This window comes from Mycoplasma sp. 5912 (genome assembly GCF_054353835.1).
Genome location: NZ_JBTHHI010000001.1, coordinates 165,756 through 188,392, shown reverse-complemented (window position 1 = coordinate 188,392; position 22,637 = coordinate 165,756). Strand labels below are relative to the sequence as shown.

The window sequence follows — 22,637 nt, the reverse complement described above, 5'->3', positions numbered from 1 at the left end:
AAGTTTTTTTAAAACCATCATGCCAAGGTTTTTTTTGGTATCGTCCTTGTATTAATATAACTTTTATAATATGCATTATTAAATGTAATTCCTAAAAACATAAAATACACAAATCAGTTCACAAAGAATCCGATACTAAAAAAGAATCCTACTGCTGCTCCATAGTTATTATTAGTAAATAATCTACTTAAATATGTATAAGCGATAACTAAAATAACCGAAGGAAGAGCAGAAATAATAACACCTTTGTAAATGCCTTTAAAATTCATTTTAAAGGAAGGAACAAATTTAAATAAATATAAAAATATTATGATAAAAAATATTATAGTAAAAATAATATATAACAAGTCGTTAACACCACTTCCATCAAGTCTGTGTGCATTAAATAAGCGTGCTTGAATAAAGATATTAAGAGTAGACATAGCTCATAAAATAATAGCAACACCAAGTACGATAAACAAACCTTTTGCTTTATTACCTCAATATGTTCCTACTTTTTCATGCGAATAAATTACATTATAAGAAGTGATAAGTTTTCCATATCCACCTGCTGCTATATATAAAGCAGGTAAGGCTACAAAGGAACCAGGAATCAAAGTGTATAACTTTTGTAGCAAACTATTAACTTGCATTTTACCAGGTGATGGGTTAAAGTATAAATCTCCACCTGGAATAAATTTATTAAAGATGGTAACATTAAAAAGTGCTTGAAAAGTACTAGTGTTACCATCTTTGTTTTCAACTGTTTCTTTATAAAAACTATCTACATAGTTTGTAAATGAACCAATGTTATCATTTATGGTAATGTTTAAAAAATAAACAATATAAATAACAGAAACAAAGGAAATTAACATATAAAAAGCAGTAGAGAGTCAAATAAAATTATATTCAGATGAAGAGAATTTATCATAAACATAGTTTACAACCTTACGACGCTTAACTTTTTGATTTTGGTTATAACTGCGAATTAAAACAAAAGCAAAAATACTAATAATTCCTTTGATAAAAAACTCATAAATCCAATAAAAGAAATCAAAGGTAGCAAAATAAACAATATTAAGATAAAATCTTTTATATATCTTTTTTGGTATTCGCATTTTAATTAGTTTTTTGTAACTAAGTGGTTTATTTTTTGAAGCGAGCATCGAGAACCTTAACTGCAATTTCGTTTGAAATTATCGGATTTACTTGTCCATTTGTCTGTTTCATTAAATTACCTAACACAAACTTCAATACTTTTTCAGGCCGATTTAAGTATTCAGAAACTAATGCTGAATTATTTTCTATTATTGCTTGTAAATAATTTGTAATAAGTTTTGGATCTGAAATTTGTTTAAGTTGATGTTGGTCTAAAAGATCGTTGATATCAGAATCAAAGTTTACAAGTAAAGGAATCAATTTCTTTAGAGACTTACCTGAAATAACTCCTTGGTCTAAAAGTTGCATCGCCTTAGCAATATCCTCTACTTTTATCCCTAAATCATAGGATAAAACACCTTTTAAGTTAGCGAGTGAAACTATTTCAGCAAAAAATACTTTTGATAAAGCTTCTTTATTTTCATAAGGAATCAAATCAAAATACTGTGCTAATTTAATATCATCTAATAAGCTATTGATATAAATATTTTGAATTTTTAGACTTTGATATCTAACTCTTCGCTCAAGTGGTAGTTCTTTTAATACTACTGAATTAATAAATGCATCAGAAAGTTTGATATAAGGAATATTAGGTTCAGGGAAGTAGCGATAATCAACTGCTGCTGTTTTAGTTCGCATTACAACATTAGCATTGCTTTGATCGTCAAATCTCTTGGTTTGTTGTAAAATTTCTTGTCCTAAAAGTAACTTACTTCTTTGTAATTTAATTTCATATTCAATTGCTTTTTTAATATTAGAAAGCGAATTCATATTTTTAATTTCAACTTTTGTACCGAATTTTTCTACACCATAAGGACGTAAAGAGATATTAATATCAGCACGTAAAGTTCCTTGCTCTAGTTTTCCCTCTGATATATCAAGTGACTGCACAGTCTTTTTAATCATATCTACATATGCTACTGCTTCATCGGAATTTTTTATCACAGGATATGTTACAATTTCAATCAGTGGAACTCCGGCACGATTGTAATCTAATAAAGTCCCTTGCTCACTGTGATGTTGACGTGCTGTATCCTCTTCTAAATGGATTCTTTCGATTGTGATACTTTTTATTTTATCATTTACTATGATATCGATTTTACCGTTTTTACCTATTGGACGGTAAAATTGAGTGATTTGATATCCTTTTGGTAAATCAGGATAAAAATAATTTTTACGGTCAAAATGTAATTGTGTATCAATTTGCATATTTAATGCTTTAGCAAGTGCAATAGCATACTTTACAGCCTGCTTATTAACTTGTGGTAAGGTCCCTGGATATCCTAAATCAATTTGATTTGCTGTGGTATTTACCGGTGCATTATAATCATTTAACATTGCAGAAAACATTTTAGTTTTAGTTTTTAATTCAACATGGATTTCAATTCCAATAATTGTTTCAAAATTATTCATGTTTTTCTCCGATTAGTTCTTCAAATCATTCTGCATATGATAATAACTTTTTATCATCATAAATCTTGGTTTCTAATGCTATCGAAAATGGTAAATTATGATGCTTTGCTAATGGTAATGTAATCGATGGATTCCCTGCTAAATTGGCAGTAGTTAAGATATAACTCATCACATCGTAGTCTTTAGGAGCATCAAAAGTAGGAGCAACTGCAGCAAAGGCTGGGAAAATAACTAAATCACCTTGATCTTGCAAGGATTTTCAATACTCAACTATTACCCTACGAGCTTTTTGAGCCTTAAATAACATTTCTTCAACATTTTCAGCATATAAAAAGTAACTACCTAGCGACAAGCGTTCTTGAACCATTTTTCCAAAGTGTTTTGAACGAGTGCTACGAATAATTTCTTCTCATGAACTTGCATCAATACGATTTGCAAAACCGATACCTGTTAAATTAGCTAAATTTGAACTTGCTTCTGAATAAGAAATTATTTCATAAGCAGGTTTTACACATCTTAAAATATCTATATTTGGTTTAATTTTTTCAACTTTTATCCCTGTAGCAGATAACTTTTGCAACAATTGTTGATATGCATCATTGATATAATCTTCACAAAATTCAGAAAAATCAAGTGCAATAACACTGTTGGGTTTTCTTTTAACAACATCATTAATTTCAACATCCACAGATGTCATATCTTTGTTATCTTTACCATATAAGACCTGTGATATTGCGATAATATCGTTAACATTATGAGCAAAATAAGCAACTGTGTCAAGCGAAGATGCATAAGCGTATAATCCATAGCGGCTGATTGCTCCATATGAGGGTTTAAATCCTGGGATTCCATTATAACTACCTGGTAATCTTACACTATCACCAGTATCAGAACCTAATGCAATCGAAATGTTTTCATTAAATGTAGCAACAGAACCTGATGAAGAACCACCTGCATAACGATTTTTATCTAACGGATTTGTTATTAACCCATATCCACTGTATGTCCCAGTTCCACCGAGTGCTAATTCATCAAGATGTACTTTGGCAACAAAGTGTGCTCCATTAGCATATAGTTTTTTAACTGCAGTAGCTGAATAACCAGGTTCAAAATTTTCTAAAATTTTTGATGATCCTGATGTTGGAGCACATTTAGTTGCATAGTTATCTTTAATTGTTAAAACTGCTTTTGATAAACTCATATCTTTGGTATAAAAATCTGTATTATAAGGAAATAAGTACGCAACAGCATTGTTTTTATCATTTTTTAAATCATTGTATGCAGCATCATAATTTCCAAGATGTTTGATTCTACGCACTATTTTACCACCTTTGTTAACTTAAGGTAATCACCATCTGATTCAGGTGCATTAGATAATATTCTTGCTTTTGTAACGCGATCTTCTTCATTATATTCATCTTCTCTAAGAAAATCAATTTGATAACTTTCATTAATATGACTCATTGGTTTAACATTTGTTAAATCTAATTTATCAAAATATTTAATTTGTTTTTGCAGTTTATTTCAATTTTCAAGGATGTCATTAACTACTTGCTTGGTAGGTTCAACCATCAAAGTTTTAACAATTTCATTCAGTTTTTCTTTAGTAATTTTAATCATATTTCTCCTATCACTTTGCTGGTGCATAAAATTCAAAGTTATTTAAATAAGATAAATTACCAGATAAACCTACAAATTTTAAATAATATGAATGTAGCATCAATCTAGATGCTTTTTTACCACCATATTTCATATCACCATAAATTGGTTTATCTAGGAATTTTAATGATAAACGGATTTGATGTTTGCGTCCAGTCAGCAATTGTGCTATTTGCTTGTTGTTTTCTATTGAAAAGATAGTCTTAGCATATTTATAACCATCTTTAGCTTTAACTGATGTTTTAATTTTATTATTTTGCTTACTAAAATATAATTCAACTTCTTTATATGCTTCATTAAAGTCACTTTTAAATAAATATTTTTTAATAAAATTGATACTAGAAGCATTTAAAGAAACCAATGAAGCATAATTTTTAGCATATAAAATAATTCCACTGGTTTCTCTGTCTAAACGACCTACATGACTAGGTTTAAAACTATCAATTTGCTTATAATTAAGGTATGAAAGAACTTGCTGATCTAAACTATGTTCATCGCCATGAACCACCACTCCTGCTTGTTTGTTAATTAAAAGAATATTATCATCTTCATATAAAATATTTAAATCAAATGATACTTTTTTAAAGGTATTTTTAAATATATCATTTATCCCATATACAATAATTTCATCATTTTCATTAATTATTTGATCTTTACTTACTTTTCTACTATTATTCACTTTTATATCTTTTTTTCGAAAAAGTTTTTCTATCCGTGAAACTGGAACATTATTCAAATATTTAATTAAAAGTTTAAATAATGTTCGCCCAGAATCGTTATTTGTTGCACTAATTTCAAACATTTTGCTCCTATATAAATAAAATTATACATTATTTTGTGTTTTTGATTATTTGATGCTTTTATATAAGTTATAAATATATCAAAATTACTTTTAATACTACAAATAAGCATTAAAAGTAATTTTAATTAATGATGTATTTTTTTATGTATCCGATAACGAGAAATAACCATTGCAATAAGGATGATAAAGAATAAAATTGCATAAAGGATGAACATATATTCAAATCCATATGAATCATCTAATCAAGTAAATATAACTAAGATTAAACAATAAAAAATGATTCGTATAATTAATGTCACAGCATTTTGTTTATTGAACTCATTTTTATCAAAAATTAAGTACAAATAATTATTTCCGATAGGAAATAGCAATGATTGTGATAGTTGCATAAATGAGTTTAAAATTATATATGTGATAAGCAGTGCTAATTTGTCTTCCTTTACAGCAAATAAAATCGGGATTCAAATAAGATTTAAAAGAGAAGCAACAATTGTAAGTCCCATAAACAACCGATTTCGCGATACTTTCTTTTTTGCTGTTATATATCCTAAAATTGCCCCGGTTCCTAATAAAGCTGAACCACCTATAATCATCGAAAATAAAAATGACCATTTTTTATAATCATATTTTATATAATTAAAAAACTGCAAAATCCCTGTTTGTTTAGGAAATAAGAATATCGAGAAAAATAAACCTAAACTAAGAGCAAAAATTCATTTTTCATATTTAATTTTTGCAATTTTATCTTGTGTATGTTCTTCAACTAACTTTAATGAATGCTGATTAGGCTTTAATAAAATAAAGAAAAATAAAGATATTGCAAATGTGATAATGTTAAAAATAACAACTGCAAAAAAAGGTCATGTAAATAAAAATAAAGTGAATAAAGGAGAGATGAATGTCGAAATCGCAATAGCTAATGCGTTTGTGATATTAAACATCGGAAGTTCTTTGCTTTGGTTTGCTAAATAATAGACAATATTTTTAAATGCTAAAATTCTGAATGAGTTGACTATACTAAATAAACCACTAGCAACTATTAAAGAATATGAAAGTGCTTTATCATGTGTTTTAAATGCAATGATTAAAACTATTAATAATATAAATATACTTGCTGAATCAGAGAAAATTAAAATATTTTTGGATTTGAATAACTTTATAATTTTTGGTCCGAAAATAAAAACAAATATCATCGGAACTTGAATTAAAATATAATAAAGAGTGATATATCACAAGTTATTTAAACTTTGAAAAATATATACTGATGCTCCGATTTGAAAACCTTGACTACCAAAAAATAATACAAAAACTGCAATAAATCAATAAATTTTATTAGTGATTTGTCTATTAATGCTCACCATAAAATCTCCTTGTATTTATTATTTTACAACTTTATTTTTATTTTATTATTGTTAATGTAAAATTTAAACATTTAAGGAATATATGTATTATGTAAGTGATTATGATAAAGTTTTAAATGAAGTTATTGTAAAGTTAAAAGAACTTGATATAAATTTCTCTAAAAGTTATAGTGATGGACGAATTAATTCAATTTTTAATGAAGAAAAAATAGTAAAAATTCTTTTAAATAGCCAAAAAGAAATAAATATTTTAAAAGAATATGATGTCAAAATTTATGAACAACCAAAACCAAGATTTTGATATGATATAGTAATCAAAAATACTGATAATTCGTTTTTTCTCCCGTTGAATATTAAAATAACTAATCCAAATCTTAAATCAGCAAGTAATATAAGTTCGAAAACAGGTTTATATTTTGCATTAACAGGTGATATATATCCAAATTTTTCAAATACATGAGGAAATTATTTTTATAAGTTAGCAAAGAATTTAAAAGCAACACAAACAGATTATTATTTGCTAGTATTCAACAAAAATAATCCTAATGATATTTTCTTTACATCTTTAAAAAGAATGCAATCTTTAATTCCGAATGGTAATAATTTACCTTTTCAATTTAATCCTAATTTAAATCGCAAATTAGTTAATCGAACATATGCACAATCTAAAGAGTTTTTATTAAATATACTTTTTCAATCCGTTAAAAAGAGAGCAAAAATTTTAGATGATTTTAATGACAATTTTAAAAATTAAATATTGCTTGTAAGATACTTTGTGTAAAATGATACCTTCCGTCTCTTTTTATTCCCATTAATTCTCAGTCAATGTTGTTTAAAATATCAACAATTTTCTTAGTATTTTGATAATCTAAATTTACATATATTGACAAAACTGATGCATCATAATGGATAAATTCGCCTTTTTCTTGAAAATCTAAAACATAAAAAGGTCTTTTATTTCTTGTTTTACAGTTAACAAAAATTTGATATGTAAATTTTCTTGGTGGGATGGGGACAGGTCGAATTCATTTATTTGGTTGATACAAAATATTATTCAGTTGTTTTGTTCTCTCTGTATGTGAAACAACAAAAGATATATTCCCTTTTTGCAATTTTGAATTGAAGCCACTTGCTCCACCTACTTTTACAATAATATCTGTAGGTAATTTTGGTTTTTTACCAAATAAAATTTTTCAATTAGATCAAAAATATTTAATTTTATCTTTATGATTTTTAACTTTAACTATCTTTATAATAGCAGTAGGAACAGCAGCGTTTTCTCAAATGTTTTCAGGGATTAATTCAAAGTATGTAATTGAAAAATTATCATAAATAATTTTTAACAAATACTTTGCAGAAGTTGTTGTAAAAATTGCAGCAGGAATTATTCAAATAAGTTCGCCATTTTGCTTTAAATCTGATAATGCTTTTTCTAAAAAATATAAATATAGGTTAGGTTTGTGGATTAAAAATTTACTTTTGGGTGCATCTATAATATTTTTATAATCTACATATGGTGGATTTCCTATAATAACATCTGGATGATAATTAGTATTAAAATATGATATGACTTTTGCTCCTACATGTGCTATATTTTCATCTATTTCTAATGCTATAAGATTATTATATTTTTTGATTAATTCAAAATAAAAATTACCTGTTCCAGATGAAGTTTCCAATATAAAAGCATTGTTATCAAAAGAAATTAAAGATATCATTTTTAAAACGATATCTTTTGGCGTAAATACTTGTCCATAATTAATTTTATTCATATTTTACTTTATCACCTTTAATTTTTGTTTAATTATTATATAACAATTTATGTTTTAAAATGTTAAAATTTGAAAATACAGCCTTATTAGGCTGCTAATGTTATGTCATTAAATATTTTTCATATATTGTAAAATCGAAAATATCAGAACATTCAATGTTTTTGCTTTTTTCAATATACTCAAAAAATAATTCATTTATTTGGTTATTTGATAATTCTTGTTTATTCGGTGTATTCATTTATCTCCTTTATTCTTCATTTTCATAATATGGTTTAGCATTTTCTAGAAATTTTCTGGCGTGGTATTCATATGTGGCACCATAATCTATTTTTTCATACATTTCGCTTCCTGTATAAGGATATCCAGAAGATGAAGGCCCTTCTCTGTATCTATACTTTGATTTTTTTGAAATACCATCATAGATATCTCTTAGTTCTTTTACCAACTTGATTAATTCATTATAATTAATTAGTTTTTTGTTCAGAACCGCAATAGTTACATCTTTTTCTCTGTTTAGCTCACCAGCTACACCTCATTTTCTTCTGTATTCATAATTTTCTAATTTTAAATCTTCATATTGTTTTTTTGTGAATTCATATTTATTAATCATACTCTGATAATCAGATAATAATTTAGTTTTATTGTCCTTTAAATCGTTGTTTCTCTTATTTAGTAACTGAATTTCATTTAAATTATTATTATTTTGGTTTTGTAAATTGTTGAAATTAGTAGTCAGTGTATTAAGTGATGCCTGAAGTCGATTCTTCTCTTGATCTGTATCTGCATATTTTTGGTTTATATCATTTAACTGTTCTTTGAGTTTGTTTATTTCTAAATACATTGCTACAATGTTTTCACCATAATTTTTGGTATTATTTGCTATTTCATCTCTTGCTTGATATGCACTTCTTAATGTTTGTAATAAGTGCTTTATTTCTTTGTCTTTTCCTTCAATAATTTTTGTATTTTCTGCTATTGTTCTTTGATGTTCTAAAATTTCTTCATCTTTTTGTTGTATTTGCTCTCTTAGTTCGCTATTTTGATTTGTAAGTTGTTGTATTTCTTTTGCCTTTGCATTTATTGCATTTTGATTCTGTGTAAGCTGACCATTTAGTTGTTGGATTTGTGTATTTAAATTATCTATTATTTCAACTTTGCCATCAAGTTGACCATTTAATTGCTGTATCTTTTGTCTATTAAATTGAATTTGTTCTTGAATTTTTAAATTTTCTGTTTTTATTCTGTCTATTTCGTTACGTTTTGTTTGAATTAATTTTTCATTTTCAGAATCTTTTTGTCTTAATATCTCTATTTCTTTGTTTTTTGTGTTAATAATTTTTAAGTTATCATCATTTTGTTGATTCATTTTATTTGTTATTTTTTTGGTTTCATTTAATTTTTGCTCTAGTTCTTTTTTATCATTATCTAACTGTGTTAATTTAGATTCAAGTTTTCTTTTTGAATCTGTTAAATCATTAATATTACCTTTTAATAAATCGATTAATTTCTTTTTATCATTAATATCTGTTTCTAGTAATGCTATTTGCCTACCTTGTGCTTTTATAGTACTCATATTTTCTTCATTGATAGAAAAAAATAATGAATTTGCATTAGATAATTGCAACGAACCAGTAAAATATTTATCGGTATTCTTTAATATTTCATCATATTTATTTATTTCTTGATTAATTTGATTTTGAGTTTGTTTTATTTTGTTATCAGTATCTTCAATTAATCTTTTAGTTTTATCTATATCTCTTAGAAAAATTTGCTTCTTTATATATAGTTCATCACTGTTATTTTCTTTATAAAGTTTGTCTATTTTATCTAACTCATTATTTTGTCTAATCAGTTCATTTTTTAAATCCATATTTCTATGATTTACTTTATTAAGTTGATTATATAAATTTAAAACTACAATATTCTTATCGTTTAATTTTATATCGTTATCAAATGCTTTTTTTGAAACATTATTCTCGTTATCTAAGACATTTTGACTTAGTTTATACCAATTCTTTTGTAAAAATCAAAAATCCTTACTTATAAAATTACTTATATTATTAAATTTATTTTCTGCTTTTTCTTCTTTGTTATATTTGTCTTCAAATTCTTTTTCTTGCTTGCTTATAGCATCATTCATATTGCTTGCTATTTTTTTTATATCATTGTTTTGGCTTGTTTTTAATGCGCTTTGATATAAAGTAAGTTGCTTTGTATATGCATCATTAATCACTTTCTTATAGTTATTTAGATAGTTTAAATAACTTTCTTGCTTTTGTTGCAGTGAGTTTTTAGATTCAGATAATGTCTTTTTTAACAAATTTGTTGATTCAATAAATTTGTTAACTGTTTCTTTATAAGTTTGCAAATTCTGATTTAATAAATTCATATTTTGTTGCAAACTTTTTAAAGAACTTTCGTTATTCTTAATCGAATTAGCATAATTGATATTAATATTCAAATCATGCTTTATTCAAAAATTTATGTATATATCGCTTGAATCAATTAATCCAATAACATCATTAATAATCTTATTTATATGATTATAGTAACCTAAAAAATCATCGGTTTCCAATCAAACATTATTATTTATTTCATTTAATAAAGTTTGTATATTAGATTCTAATAAAGCGGTTTGTTCATAACTTTGCTTTACTCATGGAATTTCATCTGTATCAGCTGATAGTTTTTTCAAATTTTCATTATGTTTTTTTATCAATTTTAGATAAATATCTCATTTAGAGTTCAATCTATTGTTATTTTCATCTAAAAAACTTTTTAATGATTTTATTTGATTTGAATTAAGTTCTTGATTCAACTTAACAGCTTGTATTTCGTTATTTTTGTCTATAATATCGTTTAAAAAAATTTTTAAATCTTCTTTAATCGGTAAGATATTTTGATTAAAAGAAAGATTTATATTTTGCGTTCGTTTTAGTTCGTCATGGATTTTATTTTGAAAACCTTTTATTTTATTTATTCTCTCATTAATTTGGTTTTGTAATTTTACAAATGCATCTTTTTCTGCATTTAAATTATCAAAACTAGGTCTTTGTTTATTAAAATTGTCTATATTTTCAATTACCTTCTGATATTCAAAACTTTTTTGATTTGTAAGAACAGGTGAATTAGATGAATTTTTCTGCAGTTTCGTTATTGCAAGCTTAATTGGATATGCTGCTGCTCCTGCAACAACTGCAGTTGAACCTAAAATCATAATCAGTTTTATGTTTTTTGTCATTTTACCTCCACTTTATATATATTAAGAGAACAACAAAAGAACAAATTAGAAACAAAAAAAGTAAAATATTTTGATATTTTATAATATCAAATACTATATATACTTTTATAACAGGATTTATATAACTAAAAAGTTAAATTTTTATCATTTTTTTAGGAAAAAATTAATTTTTTGCTATTATTTATTGATATATATTTAAAAATCAATATATTAGGAGTGATTAAATGAAAAAAATTAAAGGAAAGAATTTTCTTTTCTATGGTATAAATTATATCGTCGGATTTGGTCTTCTTGCCTCGATTGCTAGTGTTTTAAAAACAGGTAGTTACAGTATTTTAGTATTTGCTATTACTTCCTTTATTGCAGGTGGTGTTATGCTTGCTTTTGCACGTGGAACCCAAATGTATTCAAAAGAAGTTGGTGGATCATATGTTTTTGTTAAAAAAGCATTCCCAAAGAAAAGATGACTATGATATTTTAATGGATGAAACCAGTTCTTGCAGGCTCCCTTGTTTTCTGCAACTACACCTTTGTTCTTTATATCTATTATTAGATTATTTATCAACAATTCATCAGTCTATGAGAAATATTCATTGTTAATACAACTTTTAGCATTACTATTTTTTATTGTTTTAACAATTATTTCAGCATTAAATTTTGGTATTTCTAAAAAAGTTATTGTTTGAACAGCTTATATAAAATGGATTGTTATTGCGATTATTTTTGCTTCTGTTATAGCTTTATTAATTCAAAATCCAGGGAATTCATTTATTAAAAACACAGAAAAAGTTACACCATTTATGATAATAAGTTCAATCTTAAGTTTCATATATGCGTATGGTGGAGTAGAAGGATTATCAGGTTTATCAACAGAAGTTGAGGCGAAAAACTTTAGAAAAATCTTGCTTTCTGTTTTTGGTATCATCTTATTCATTTATTTAGTATTTTATTTAATGTTTATTTTTATTGATTCATCAAGTGTTTCAACAAAAACTATCTCGAATTATACCGCTGCAATAATGAATAAGGTTATGGGAATTGCAGGATTGATTATATTTACTATCGGACTTTTATTTAGACAAGTTACTTCAACCGTCTTTTCAATGATATATTATGCAAAAGCAGTTGTTCCATTAGCACAAGATGGATTTTTACCAAGTCAATTATCACAAGTAGCTAAAAACGGACAACACCGTAAAGCAATCGTTTTTGCAGCATCCATTACTATAGCTTCAATGATTATCTTTACAATTCTACCAGGTTTATTGGGTGTACCAGATCAATTTGAAACTATCTTAAATGCAGGTAATTTAGTCTTCTTTGTGCAATATTTACTTGCTATTATAGCAGTATTAGTTCTTTCGAAAAAATTGCGCAATGAAGTTAAGTTTCCATTATGAGAAAAGATAGTATACATTATTACAAGTATCTTAATTATTATAGTATTATTAATTACATTTATTCCACCTATTGTAGGTGAAGCATATGATAGTTCACAATTAATAACAATATTAAGTTATATTGTGTTTATGGTAATTGGATTTATTGTTTGAGGAGTATATTTATTATTCAAATGATTTATTGATTTTAAAAAAGCAATTGTAACCCCACAAAATCAATCACAAAATCTTTCTTCAAAAGAATATACACAACTACTAAAACAAAATAGCGATCACAAGCATAATTGTGAAATTGAACATCCTAATACAAATTAAGAACTGCATCTTATGTAGTTTTTTTTAATATTTTTACACTAAATAAACATACTTTTAGTTTATTGTTCCACAAAGTTGCATAAGTTTATATTATTTTTAGCATTTCCCTAGAAAATTTATGAAATAGTTTATAATATATAAAGATTTATTATAACTTCTTTAAAAGGAGGATTTATGAACAAAAATTATGATCATAAATTAGTTGAAAAAGGTATAGAAGCAAAATGACGTGATAAAAAATATTTTATTACCCACGATGTTAAGAAAAAACCTTTTTCAATCTTGCTTCCGCCTCCGAATGTAACCGGGATGCTACATTTAGGGCATGCTCTTGATTCATATATTCCTGACACAATTATTCGTTATAAAAAACTTAAAGGTTATGATGTGATGTGAATTCCCGGTATGGATCATGCCGGAATTGCCACTCAATCTAAGGTTGAAGATGTTATTTTTAAAAGTGACGGTAAAACTCGACACGATTTAGGTCGCAATGAATTTATCAAGCGAGTTTGAGAATGAAAGCATAAGTATGCTGAAATATTTAAACAACAATGATACAAGATGGGATTAGCTCTCGATTATCAAAATGCACGCTTTACCTTAGATGAAAAAGCTAGTGCTGCAGTGCAAAAAGTATTTGTTGATATGTATAACAAAGGTTTATTATACAAAGGAATGCGAGCAATCAGTTGGGATATAAAATTACAAACTGCCCTTTCAAATATTGAAGTTAATAATGTACCTACCCAACAAAAAATGTATTATATTAAATACCCAATTTATAATTCAAATGAATCATTGATTATCGCTACTGTGCGTACCGAAACACTGCTAAGCGATGTTGCTGTTGTTTATAATCCGACTGATATTCGTTATCAAAAATATCAAGGGATGTTTGTTGTGCACCCGATTACTAAGAAAATACTTCCAATTATAGCTGATTCATATGTTGACCCAAAATTCGGAAGTGGTTTAATGAAATTATCTGCGCATTCAGAAGCAGACATTGAAATAATAACAAGGTTAAACTTACAAATTAATGAAACTATTGATAAAAACGGTTTTATTAATGCTCCTGGTTGTGCTTTTGATAAAATGGAACGTTTTCAAGCACGTTTAGCAATTGCTAACTACTTAAAAGAGCAAAATATGCTTGAAAAAGCAGAAGATGTAATTTCAAATGTTGCTGTTTCTGATCGTTCTAAATCAGTTGTTGAGACATTGGTGCTTCCACAATGATTTGTGAAAATGGATAAGTTAAAAAATCATATATTAAATGATTTAAAATCCAAAAATGGAGTTAAATTCTATCCGAATAGGCTTAAAGACACAATGAAGCAATGGATGGAAAATGTGCATGATTGAACCATTTCACGTCAGCTTTGGTGAGGACATCGATTACCGGTTTGATATTATCAAGATCAAATTAAAGTCCAAATAGACAGTCCTGGTCCAAATTGGATTCAAGATCCTGATGTTCTTGATACTTGATTTTCATCAGGGATAGCACCATTTACTTTCTTAAACTGACCTGATTTGAATGATCTATTATTAAAAAGATTTTACCCTACATCTTTATTAGTTACAGGTTATGATATTATCTTCTTTTGGGTTGCTAGAATGTATTTTATGAGTTTAGAATTCATGAAGCAAATACCATTTAAACAATTGTTATTTCACGGATTAATTCGTGCTGAAGATGGACGTAAAATGTCAAAATCATTTAATAATGGAATAGATCCAATGCAATTAATTGATCAATATGGTTCCGATGCTCTTCGTTGATTTTTGCTAACTAATACAGCACCCGGAATGGACATTCGTTTTTCAAGCGAAAAAGTTGAAGCCGCATGAAGAGTAAATAATAAATTATGAAATATAGCAAACTACATTAAAGAACTTCCTGATTCAAAGGATAAATCATTAAGTCCAGCTGATAAATGAATTTTTAACAAACTCGCATTCTTGTCAAGAAAAATAAGCAAGTTTGTTAATAAATATGATTTTGCTGTACTCGGCAGTGAAATATACAAATATATTTTTAATGATTTAAGTGGTTGATATGTTGAATTTTTAAAAACTAATTCTAATAAAAAGATTGCATTGCAAGTGTTACAAAAAACATTAATTATTCTACACCCATTCTTACCTTTTTTAACCGATTATTTATACAAAGATATCTATAATACAGAACTTTTAGAAGCAAAATGGCCTATTTTGAAAATCAAAAAAGGTATTGAATATATTGATGAAGTCATCGAAATAACTACCGCTATTCGTCGCTTCCGCGATGATAATAAAATCTCAAAAAAAGATGTTATATATTACGATTATCAAGGCAATTTACCTAAAAATGCTATTGAAATGATTAATAAATTAGCTAATGCACAAGTTTCAGAAAATAATGATTTTCTTATTTCTATTCAAGGTAAAAACCTTTATATTAAAGTAGATGCAGCTTTAAAAGAAAAAAATAAAGCAGACCTGTTGAAGAAAATTAAGGATACTGAATTTGAAATACAGCGAGCTAAAAATATGCTTTCAAACCAAAAATTTGTTACTTCTGCACCTGCTGAAAAAGTTGAAGCAGAACGAATTAAGTTACAAAAATATTCACAAGACCTAGAAAAATACCAAAAGGAGCTTAAATGAAAATACTAAGTGGAAAAGAATTAGCCCAGGCGGAACTTTTAAAATTAAAAGCAGAAGTTGCACAACTTGATGATGAAGATAAACCGAATTTATCAATTGTGCAGGTTGGAGATAATCCAGCATCAAATAAATATGTAGCAGCTAAATTAAAAAAATGTGAAGAAATTGGTTTAAAAGGAACATTATATAAATTCCCTGAAACCATTACACAAAAGCTATTACTTAAGAAACTTGATATTATAAATGAAAAATCTACCGGAGTTATCATCCAACTACCTTTGCCTGCACATATACCCCAGCAAGTGATATTAGATGCAGTCCCACACGAAAAAGATGTTGATGGACTTAGTGCAAAAAATGAATTTACACTTTATAACGATATTCCTACTAAACATTTTGTTCCAGCTACCGCAAGGGCTGTCTTAGAATTAATGGAGTATCATAATATTGATGTTAAAGGTAAAAAAGTGTGTGTTGTAGGACGTAGTAAAGTGGTTGGTAAACCTATTGCTCATATTATCAAGCGTATGGGTGCAGATGTAGCCACCTATAACGAACGCACTGGTTTAAAGGGTGTGGAAAGTGGTGATATTATAATTGTTGCTATCGGTGTTGCTAAGTATGTTAAAGCAATGAATGTTAAAGAAGGTGCGATCGTAATCGATGTAGGAACTAATTTAGATAGTCAACTTAGCGATACTTTAGCAGGTGATGTAGACTTTGAATCTGTAAAGGATAAAGTTTCAGCCATTACCCCTGTTCCGGGTGGAGTAGGACCTGTTACTGTTGTTTGTTTATTAAAAAACTTACTTGATATTGTAAGATAGGAGAATAATGAAGAAAATTGCTATATTAACTTCTGGTGGTGACGCACCTGGAATGAATAATGCATTAAGAGCGATTGTAAAAACTGCAAAAGCAAACGGAATCCAAAGTTATTTAGTATTTGAAGGATATAAAGGTTTATGCAATAATGAAATAATCCCATCAGAAAAAGTTAATTTAGACAACTATATCAATCAAGGTGGAACATGCATTTTTTCAGCCCGTTATCCAGAGTTTAAAGATGAAAAAACTCGTTTAGTTGCTGTAAAAAACCTAAAAGAACTTGGTATCGAAGCATTAGTTGTTATCGGTGGAGATGGAAGTTATAAAGGTGCTCAGTTATTACACGAATTAGGTGTAAAAACTATAGGTTTACCAGGTACAATTGATAATGATATCGCTTCAAGCGATGTAACCATCGGTTATGATACCGCATTAAACACCGTGGTAGAAGCTATTGATCGCATTCGTGATACAGCACAAAGTCATAAACGCATTATGTTAGTTGAAGTAATGGGAAATGGTTGTGGTGATTTAACTTTATATTCTGGTTTAGCTACTGGTGCTGAAATCATTGCAACCGCTGAATTAAATCTTTCTAACGAAGAAATTGTTGAAAAAGCACTAGAGTTATCAAAACAATCATGACGTCGCAGCATTATGATTGTAATTTCAGAGAAAAAATATGATTTAAATTTACTGCGTTCATTAATTCAGCAAGCAACCAAATGGGAAACTCGCATTAATCCACTGAATCACATCCAACGTGGGGGTAAACCGACTGCTGCTGAACGTGTTTTATCATCTGTGATGGGAATTAAAGCAGTGGAATTATTACTTGAAGGTAAATCAGGTTTAGCAATTGGATTAATTAACGGTATAGTTACTGGAATCCCTATTTTACAAGCTTTATCAATGGATAATCCAGCCAAAGATAAAGCAGTTGAACTAGCTAAGAAATTTAATAAACTAAATCAATCATAAAAGTCCCTAATTTAGGGACTTTTATTGATATTGAATTTCAATTTTGAATATATTTTCTTTTAATTCCGATTCATTTGGTTGCTTATTTGCATTCTGCTTTTTATTTAAAGCATCTAGATAATTATATAAATCATCTGAAATTTGGAAGAATAAATCAACATTAGAATCTTCTATAAAACTATCTTTATTGAAAAATAATGCAAAATTTGAGAATAATCCTGGGATGCTGCCTTCAAAACTGTCAGCATTATAATTATAATTACCGTTATCAAATTCATTTAATAAACCTAGTTTTAATACATTGTCTGCTTTATCATAATTTACTGAATTTACTGTAAATAAATTGATTAAAGCTAGTTTATATGGTTGTAATGCTTGCTCATCTTCTGGATTAAGAAACATTTCTCTTACATTAAAGTATGAAGCATATAAGTTAACAAAATCATTATGGGATAGGGTAAGTTTAGCAAAATGTTTTACATCATCAGGAATAAGTGTAGATAAATTTGTAGTATTATCATCCAAATCAAAGTCATTTAACTTAAATTTACCAGTATTATCCTTTGAATATACAGTTAAAAATAAATTAGCAGGATATTGATTATCGCGATACTTAAAAGTAGCATTTACAGGTAAAAAGAATTGATAATCAACATCATTTCTTACATCTGTTTCTGGTGTATTACCCTCTTTTAAAAGTTTTTCTTGAAGGTTTTTAAGCTGCTGAATTCTTGTTTCGTTTGCATTCTTCTCTTTTTCATCTTTATCTTTATCTTTGCTTAATTTATCAATATAACTAGATAAAGGTTCATAATTATCTATGATTTGATTTTCTATCTCTAATTTAGTATCTTTATATTTACCAATAGCAAAACTTCATATTTGCTTTTTATGTTCTAATTGTAAATAAGTTTTTCAAAACTCATTAAGTTTTAAAAATGTATCATTTAGTTTTTTTGTTAAATCTTCGACTTTTGTAATTATTTCATTATTTTCTAAATAGTTAGTTTCTTGAATTTGTTTTAAAATATCATCAATATGACTGTGAAAATTGATAGATTCTTTTTGAATATCGGTTATTTTATTTTTATCGATTTGTTTATCGTTAGACAAAACATTTAAAACACTTTCCGATCAATATAAACGAGCTGTAAAATTCAAAAGTGCATATATTTCGCTATATTTTTTTACATAATCAGTTATTTTCTCTGCATCTTCATGGTTGGTTTGAAGTATTTGTGAAATTATATATATACGATTTTGAAAAATTATACGACCTATATTAGTAATTTTCGCTGTGAAATTATAGTATGGCTTATGTTGATAAAAGTTTGCTTCTAAAAGTTTCTTATTAATATCATTAAAACCATTAAGCAAGTCATCGTATTTAGTTAATTGTGTAATTTGGTTTTTTAATTCAGGATTCTCTGTGAATTGCTTCTGTTTATCTTTGTTATTTAATAAATCATTAGCACTTTTTGTTACCTGTGTAATAATCTGTGGGATGACTAAATTAAAAGCATAGTTATGTACTTTTTGCAAAGTTTCTATTCGTTGATTTTGGATTTTTATCTCGTTTTCTTTGTTCTCTGCTTCTTTATCTACAACATTTTCAGAGCTGCTGACTTGTTGCTTAGGTGAACAAGCTGCTGCTATTAATGTTGTGGTAGTAGCAAAGGTTGATAACAATGATAAAAATTTATATTTTCATTTTTTTTGCATAATTTTAATTATATTATATCTTTATAAAAATGAAAATACATAGCATATGATGAGTTGTAAAACAAAATTAATAAATTATGATATTTATAATCAAAATATTAAGAAAAAAATAGAATAATATATAATAATAAAACTTATAAGTAAGGAAATTATGATAGCATTAACAGTAATTTTAATTATTATATCTTTTGTAATCTTAATTGTCTCCTTTTTAATGTCACCTGATTCAAATGGTTTTTCAGGTGCATTAGTTGGTTCTGGAGACCTTGATTTATTTAAAATTTCAAAAGAAAGGGGAGTTAAAAAAACCTTAAAATATACTATGATTGTATTAGGAATTTTATTATTTGTAATTGCAATTTTATTAAGGGTTTTTGTTCGTTAAATTATGAATAAAGAAGAAGTTTTAAAATACATCCAGTCTGTTAAATCAAGAAGTTTTTTAGATATAGCAAGACGTTTTCGGATTCTGCCTAAGAACAATCGTGAACTAACAAGTTTATTATCTTTATTACAACGAGAATATAAGTTATTTAAAAATGTTAACGATGAATATTATGCACCAGTTTTAGTTGATAAAATTGAAGGTATTTTAAATGTCAATGCTAAAGGTCAATTTGGTTTTGTTGACTATAACATTGATGAAATAAATAAAACTAAGGATCGTGTTTTTATTAAAAACTTCAATTTCAATGGTGCAATGAATAACGACAAGGTTTTTGTGTATGTTTATTCAAACCCGTATGAAGATAAAAACCAATTGAACTCTGGTGTAGTTGTAAAAGTTTTAGAACGTGGTAACAAAGAAGTCATTGGTTTTATAAAACATAAAAATTATTCAACTTATTTTATCCCTGTTGAAACTCGGATGAAAAATGTAACTTGAAATATTATCGAATCAAATGTTGAAACAAAATTTAATGATTTAGTAGTTGCAAAAATTATTAAATATGATGGAAAAACCGTTTCAATTAAAATTATTAAAGTAATTAGCAATGAAGCTGACCCGATGGTGTATGTTAAATCATACCTCGAGCATATTAAAGCCCCTTCAAATTTCCCAGATGCAATGACTTCAGAAGTTGCAAACATCCCACAAACAATAGACAATGAAGATTTAAAAAATCGTGTTGATTTAACTGATAAAATGATTGTTACCATCGATGGTGATGATACCAAAGACTTCGATGATTCAATTTATGTTAAAAAATTAGATAATGGAAATTACTTTTTAGGTGTATATATTGCAGATGTTTCCTATTATGTTAAATCTGGTAGCGCAATTGATCATGAAGCACTAAAACGTGGGACTAGTATTTATCTACCGGATCGTGTTATACCGATGCTTCCTATTGAATTATCAAACGGAATTTGTTCTCTTAATCCAAATGTTCGACGTTTTGTTATGGGTTGTGAAATGGAAATTGATAAGGATGGGAATAACGTTTCAACAAAAATTATTCAAGGAATCATAGAAAGCAAGTTTCGCTTAACCTATAAACAAGTTGATAAGTATTACCAAAGTGGTTTAATTAATGAAGAATGCGATCCAAAGCAAGTATCACAACTAAAACAGATGTTAAATGATGCAAAGGAACTGAGTTTAATTTTACATGAATATAAAATTAAACAAGGTTATGTTGACTTTGAACTTCCCGAACCGAAAATTAAACTTAACGATGATGGAACTGTTAAAGAAGTTTTAATCAATGATCGTGGTTTTTCTGAGGTGCTAATTGAAGACTTTATGGTTAGAGCCAACGAAACAGTTGCTAAATTCTTATTTGATCATAAATTACCTGTTTTATACCGTGTTCATGAGGCTCCCGATGCTGAAAAATTAACATTATTATCAAACTCATTGAACGCAATTAATATAAGCAGTGAAGCAATCAATTCAAATACTAGTATTAAACCAAATAAATTTGCTGATTTTGTAAATCATGTAAAGCAAATGCGCAATGATGATTTTATTAAATTACTATTTTTACGTACAATGCAAAAGGCAGTTTATTCACCAGATAACATCGGACATTTCGGACTAGCATCAAAGTTCTATTGTCATTTCACCAGTCCAATTCGTCGTTACCCAGATTTAGTAATCCATCGCATCATTCGTGACTTTATTATCAATAAAAATAAAAAGAATCTTGCTGAATATAAACATCAAATCAGTATATTCGGCGATCTAAATACTCGTTCTGAACAAAAGGCAGTTCAAATCGAACGCAGTGTTAATGATTTAAAATTTGCAGAATTTTTAAAAAACAAAGTTGGACAAACTTTTAAAGTCCAAATTGTTAGTGTTCTTAATTTTGGTTTCTTTGTGGAATTTGACTTTATGGCATCTGGTTTAGTTCACAAAACTACATTAATCGATGATATTTATGAACCTAACGAAAACCTTACTAAATTAATTTCAAAAAAACGCACCTTTGCTATTGGTGATTATGTCGATATTGTTGTTTTAGATGTCGATTTAGTTGAAGGTAAAATAGATTGCTGCCTTGCTGATTTATATACTGAATATGTTAAGAAAAAATTCCATCATGAACGAATTAGAAAATAAATTACCAAAACAAAACTGAATCAAAAACTCTTTAGGTTTTGATAGTGATTTATATGTTTATCAAGACAAAACGATGTTTAATTACTCAGTTGATACAATTTTACTGGGTAATTTTGTGTTTTTATCAAATCATTTTACAAATGCTCTAGAAATTGGAACTAATAATGCTGCCTTATCAATTTTTATCGCAGCACGCAGTGAAAAACTACATATTGATGCAATTGAAATACAGCAACAAGCAATACAGTTAGCAAAATATAATGTAGCTTTGAACGAACTTGATAAGCAAATAAATGTGATTAATGCTGATTTTAATTTATACTGAAAGCAATTTAATCAACAAAATCAAAAAAAATATCAAATAATTTTTTGCAACCCACCTTTTTATCGTTTTGATGCATCCAAAATTAAGCAAGATATATCAAAAGCAAAATTGATTGCAACCCACGAAATTACACTTAATTTAGATGAATTAATCTTAGGTTGCTCAAAAATAATAGAACAAAAAGGATTTTTATCACTAGTTTTACCTGTAGAACGTTGCATCGATGCATTTGAATTATTGCGTAAATACAATTTCGAACCTAAACGCATTCAATTTGTGCATCCGAGGTTGCAAGATAAAGCAAAATTTGTTTTAATTGAAGCGCGCTATCAAGCCGGCTGAGGTTCACACTTTTTACCTAATTTATATCTTCACGATGCAAAAGATTTAAATAATCATGATTATCTACCACAAATAAAACAACTGTATAAACCTATAAAATTAAATAAGGAATAAG

At 27.2% G+C, this 22,637-nt stretch carries 18 protein-coding genes; 8 read left to right on the top strand and 10 right to left on the bottom strand.

Annotated features, from left to right (window positions below; genetic code table 4):
• Positions 1-8: 8 nt before the first annotated feature.
• The 6 genes from ACXYRP_RS00640 to ACXYRP_RS00615 all read right to left on the bottom strand — a co-directional run bounded on the left by ACXYRP_RS00640 (position 9) and on the right by ACXYRP_RS00615 (position 6,372).
• Positions 9-1,145 (bottom strand): YhjD/YihY/BrkB family envelope integrity protein, encoded by a 1,137-nt coding sequence (locus tag ACXYRP_RS00640; protein ID WP_458614987.1) that lies wholly within the window; start codon positions 1,143-1,145, stop codon positions 9-11.
• Positions 1,126-2,550, bottom strand: a complete 1,425-nt coding sequence (gene gatB / locus ACXYRP_RS00635; protein WP_458614986.1) for an Asp-tRNA(Asn)/Glu-tRNA(Gln) amidotransferase subunit GatB — start codon at positions 2,548-2,550, stop codon at positions 1,126-1,128. The genes ACXYRP_RS00640 and gatB overlap by 20 nt, the downstream gene beginning before the upstream one ends.
• Entirely contained in the window at positions 2,543-3,868 is a 1,326-nt protein-coding gene (locus ACXYRP_RS00630) for an amidase family protein (protein ID WP_458614985.1), read from the bottom strand. Before ACXYRP_RS00630 ends, gatB begins: the two co-directional genes overlap by 8 nt.
• Positions 3,868-4,170 (bottom strand): Asp-tRNA(Asn)/Glu-tRNA(Gln) amidotransferase subunit GatC, encoded by a 303-nt coding sequence (locus ACXYRP_RS00625; RefSeq protein ID WP_458614984.1) that lies wholly within the window; start codon positions 4,168-4,170, stop codon positions 3,868-3,870. Before ACXYRP_RS00625 ends, ACXYRP_RS00630 begins: the two co-directional genes overlap by 1 nt.
• A 7-nt stretch (positions 4,171-4,177) precedes the next feature.
• Positions 4,178-5,011: a pseudouridine synthase gene (locus ACXYRP_RS00620; RefSeq protein WP_458614983.1), complete on the bottom strand. Its 834-nt coding sequence runs from the start codon at positions 5,009-5,011 to the stop codon at positions 4,178-4,180.
• Between the two features lie 125 nt (positions 5,012-5,136).
• Entirely contained in the window at positions 5,137-6,372 is a 1,236-nt protein-coding gene (locus tag ACXYRP_RS00615) for an MFS transporter (protein ID WP_458614279.1), read from the bottom strand.
• Between the two features lie 82 nt (positions 6,373-6,454).
• Between ACXYRP_RS00615 and ACXYRP_RS00610 the strand changes: the two genes are divergently transcribed.
• On the top strand, positions 6,455-7,126 hold the full coding sequence (locus ACXYRP_RS00610; RefSeq protein ID WP_458614982.1) for a hypothetical protein: 672 nt from the start codon (positions 6,455-6,457) through the stop codon (positions 7,124-7,126).
• Here ACXYRP_RS00610 and ACXYRP_RS00605 read toward each other — a convergent pair.
• The 3 genes from ACXYRP_RS00605 to ACXYRP_RS00595 form a co-directional block, all read right to left on the bottom strand.
• Complete coding sequence (locus tag ACXYRP_RS00605; protein ID WP_458614981.1) at positions 7,116-8,144, bottom strand: Eco57I restriction-modification methylase domain-containing protein; 1,029 nt, start codon at positions 8,142-8,144, stop codon at positions 7,116-7,118. The two genes, ACXYRP_RS00610 and ACXYRP_RS00605, sit on opposite strands and share 11 nt — an antisense overlap.
• Positions 8,145-8,244: 100 nt before the next feature.
• The gene (locus tag ACXYRP_RS00600) at positions 8,245-8,382 is read right to left on the bottom strand and encodes a hypothetical protein (RefSeq protein WP_435130575.1); all 138 of its coding nucleotides are present in this window, start codon (positions 8,380-8,382) and stop codon (positions 8,245-8,247) included.
• A gap of 9 nt (positions 8,383-8,391) precedes the next feature.
• Complete coding sequence (locus ACXYRP_RS00595) at positions 8,392-11,385, bottom strand: hypothetical protein (protein WP_458614980.1); 2,994 nt, start codon at positions 11,383-11,385, stop codon at positions 8,392-8,394.
• A 224-nt stretch (positions 11,386-11,609) separates the two neighbouring features.
• Between ACXYRP_RS00595 and ACXYRP_RS00590 the strand changes: the two genes are divergently transcribed.
• From ACXYRP_RS00590 to pfkA, 4 genes are all read left to right on the top strand, one after another.
• Complete coding sequence (locus ACXYRP_RS00590; RefSeq protein WP_458614979.1) at positions 11,610-13,100, top strand: APC family permease; 1,491 nt, start codon at positions 11,610-11,612, stop codon at positions 13,098-13,100.
• A gap of 174 nt (positions 13,101-13,274) precedes the next feature.
• A complete protein-coding gene (locus ACXYRP_RS00585; protein ID WP_458614978.1) occupies positions 13,275-15,764 on the top strand; it encodes a valine--tRNA ligase in 2,490 nt (829 codons plus the stop codon).
• A complete protein-coding gene (locus ACXYRP_RS00580; RefSeq protein WP_458614274.1) occupies positions 15,752-16,582 on the top strand; it encodes a bifunctional 5,10-methylenetetrahydrofolate dehydrogenase/5,10-methenyltetrahydrofolate cyclohydrolase in 831 nt (276 codons plus the stop codon). Before ACXYRP_RS00585 ends, ACXYRP_RS00580 begins: the two co-directional genes overlap by 13 nt.
• A gap of 7 nt (positions 16,583-16,589) precedes the next feature.
• Complete coding sequence (pfkA, locus tag ACXYRP_RS00575; protein ID WP_458597383.1) at positions 16,590-17,564, top strand: 6-phosphofructokinase; 975 nt, start codon at positions 16,590-16,592, stop codon at positions 17,562-17,564.
• Between the two features lie 21 nt (positions 17,565-17,585).
• Here pfkA and ACXYRP_RS00570 read toward each other — a convergent pair whose 3' ends face one another.
• The gene (locus tag ACXYRP_RS00570) at positions 17,586-19,286 is read right to left on the bottom strand and encodes a hypothetical protein (protein WP_458614977.1); all 1,701 of its coding nucleotides are present in this window, start codon (positions 19,284-19,286) and stop codon (positions 17,586-17,588) included.
• A gap of 151 nt (positions 19,287-19,437) precedes the next feature.
• Between ACXYRP_RS00570 and secG the strand changes: the two genes are divergently transcribed.
• The 3 genes from secG to ACXYRP_RS00555 are packed head-to-tail and all read left to right on the top strand — an operon-like array spanning position 19,438 to position 22,636.
• The gene (gene secG / locus ACXYRP_RS00565; RefSeq protein ID WP_458614272.1) at positions 19,438-19,671 is read left to right on the top strand and encodes a preprotein translocase subunit SecG; all 234 of its coding nucleotides are present in this window, start codon (positions 19,438-19,440) and stop codon (positions 19,669-19,671) included.
• A gap of 3 nt (positions 19,672-19,674) precedes the next feature.
• Positions 19,675-21,855 carry a ribonuclease R gene (gene rnr, locus ACXYRP_RS00560; protein ID WP_458614976.1) on the top strand — a complete coding sequence of 727 codons (2,181 nt, stop codon included), beginning with the start codon at positions 19,675-19,677 and terminating at the stop codon, positions 21,853-21,855.
• The gene (locus ACXYRP_RS00555) at positions 21,836-22,636 is read left to right on the top strand and encodes a tRNA1(Val) (adenine(37)-N6)-methyltransferase (RefSeq protein WP_458597379.1); all 801 of its coding nucleotides are present in this window, start codon (positions 21,836-21,838) and stop codon (positions 22,634-22,636) included. The genes rnr and ACXYRP_RS00555 overlap by 20 nt, the downstream gene beginning before the upstream one ends.
• The last annotated feature ends 1 nt before the right edge of the window (position 22,637 follow it).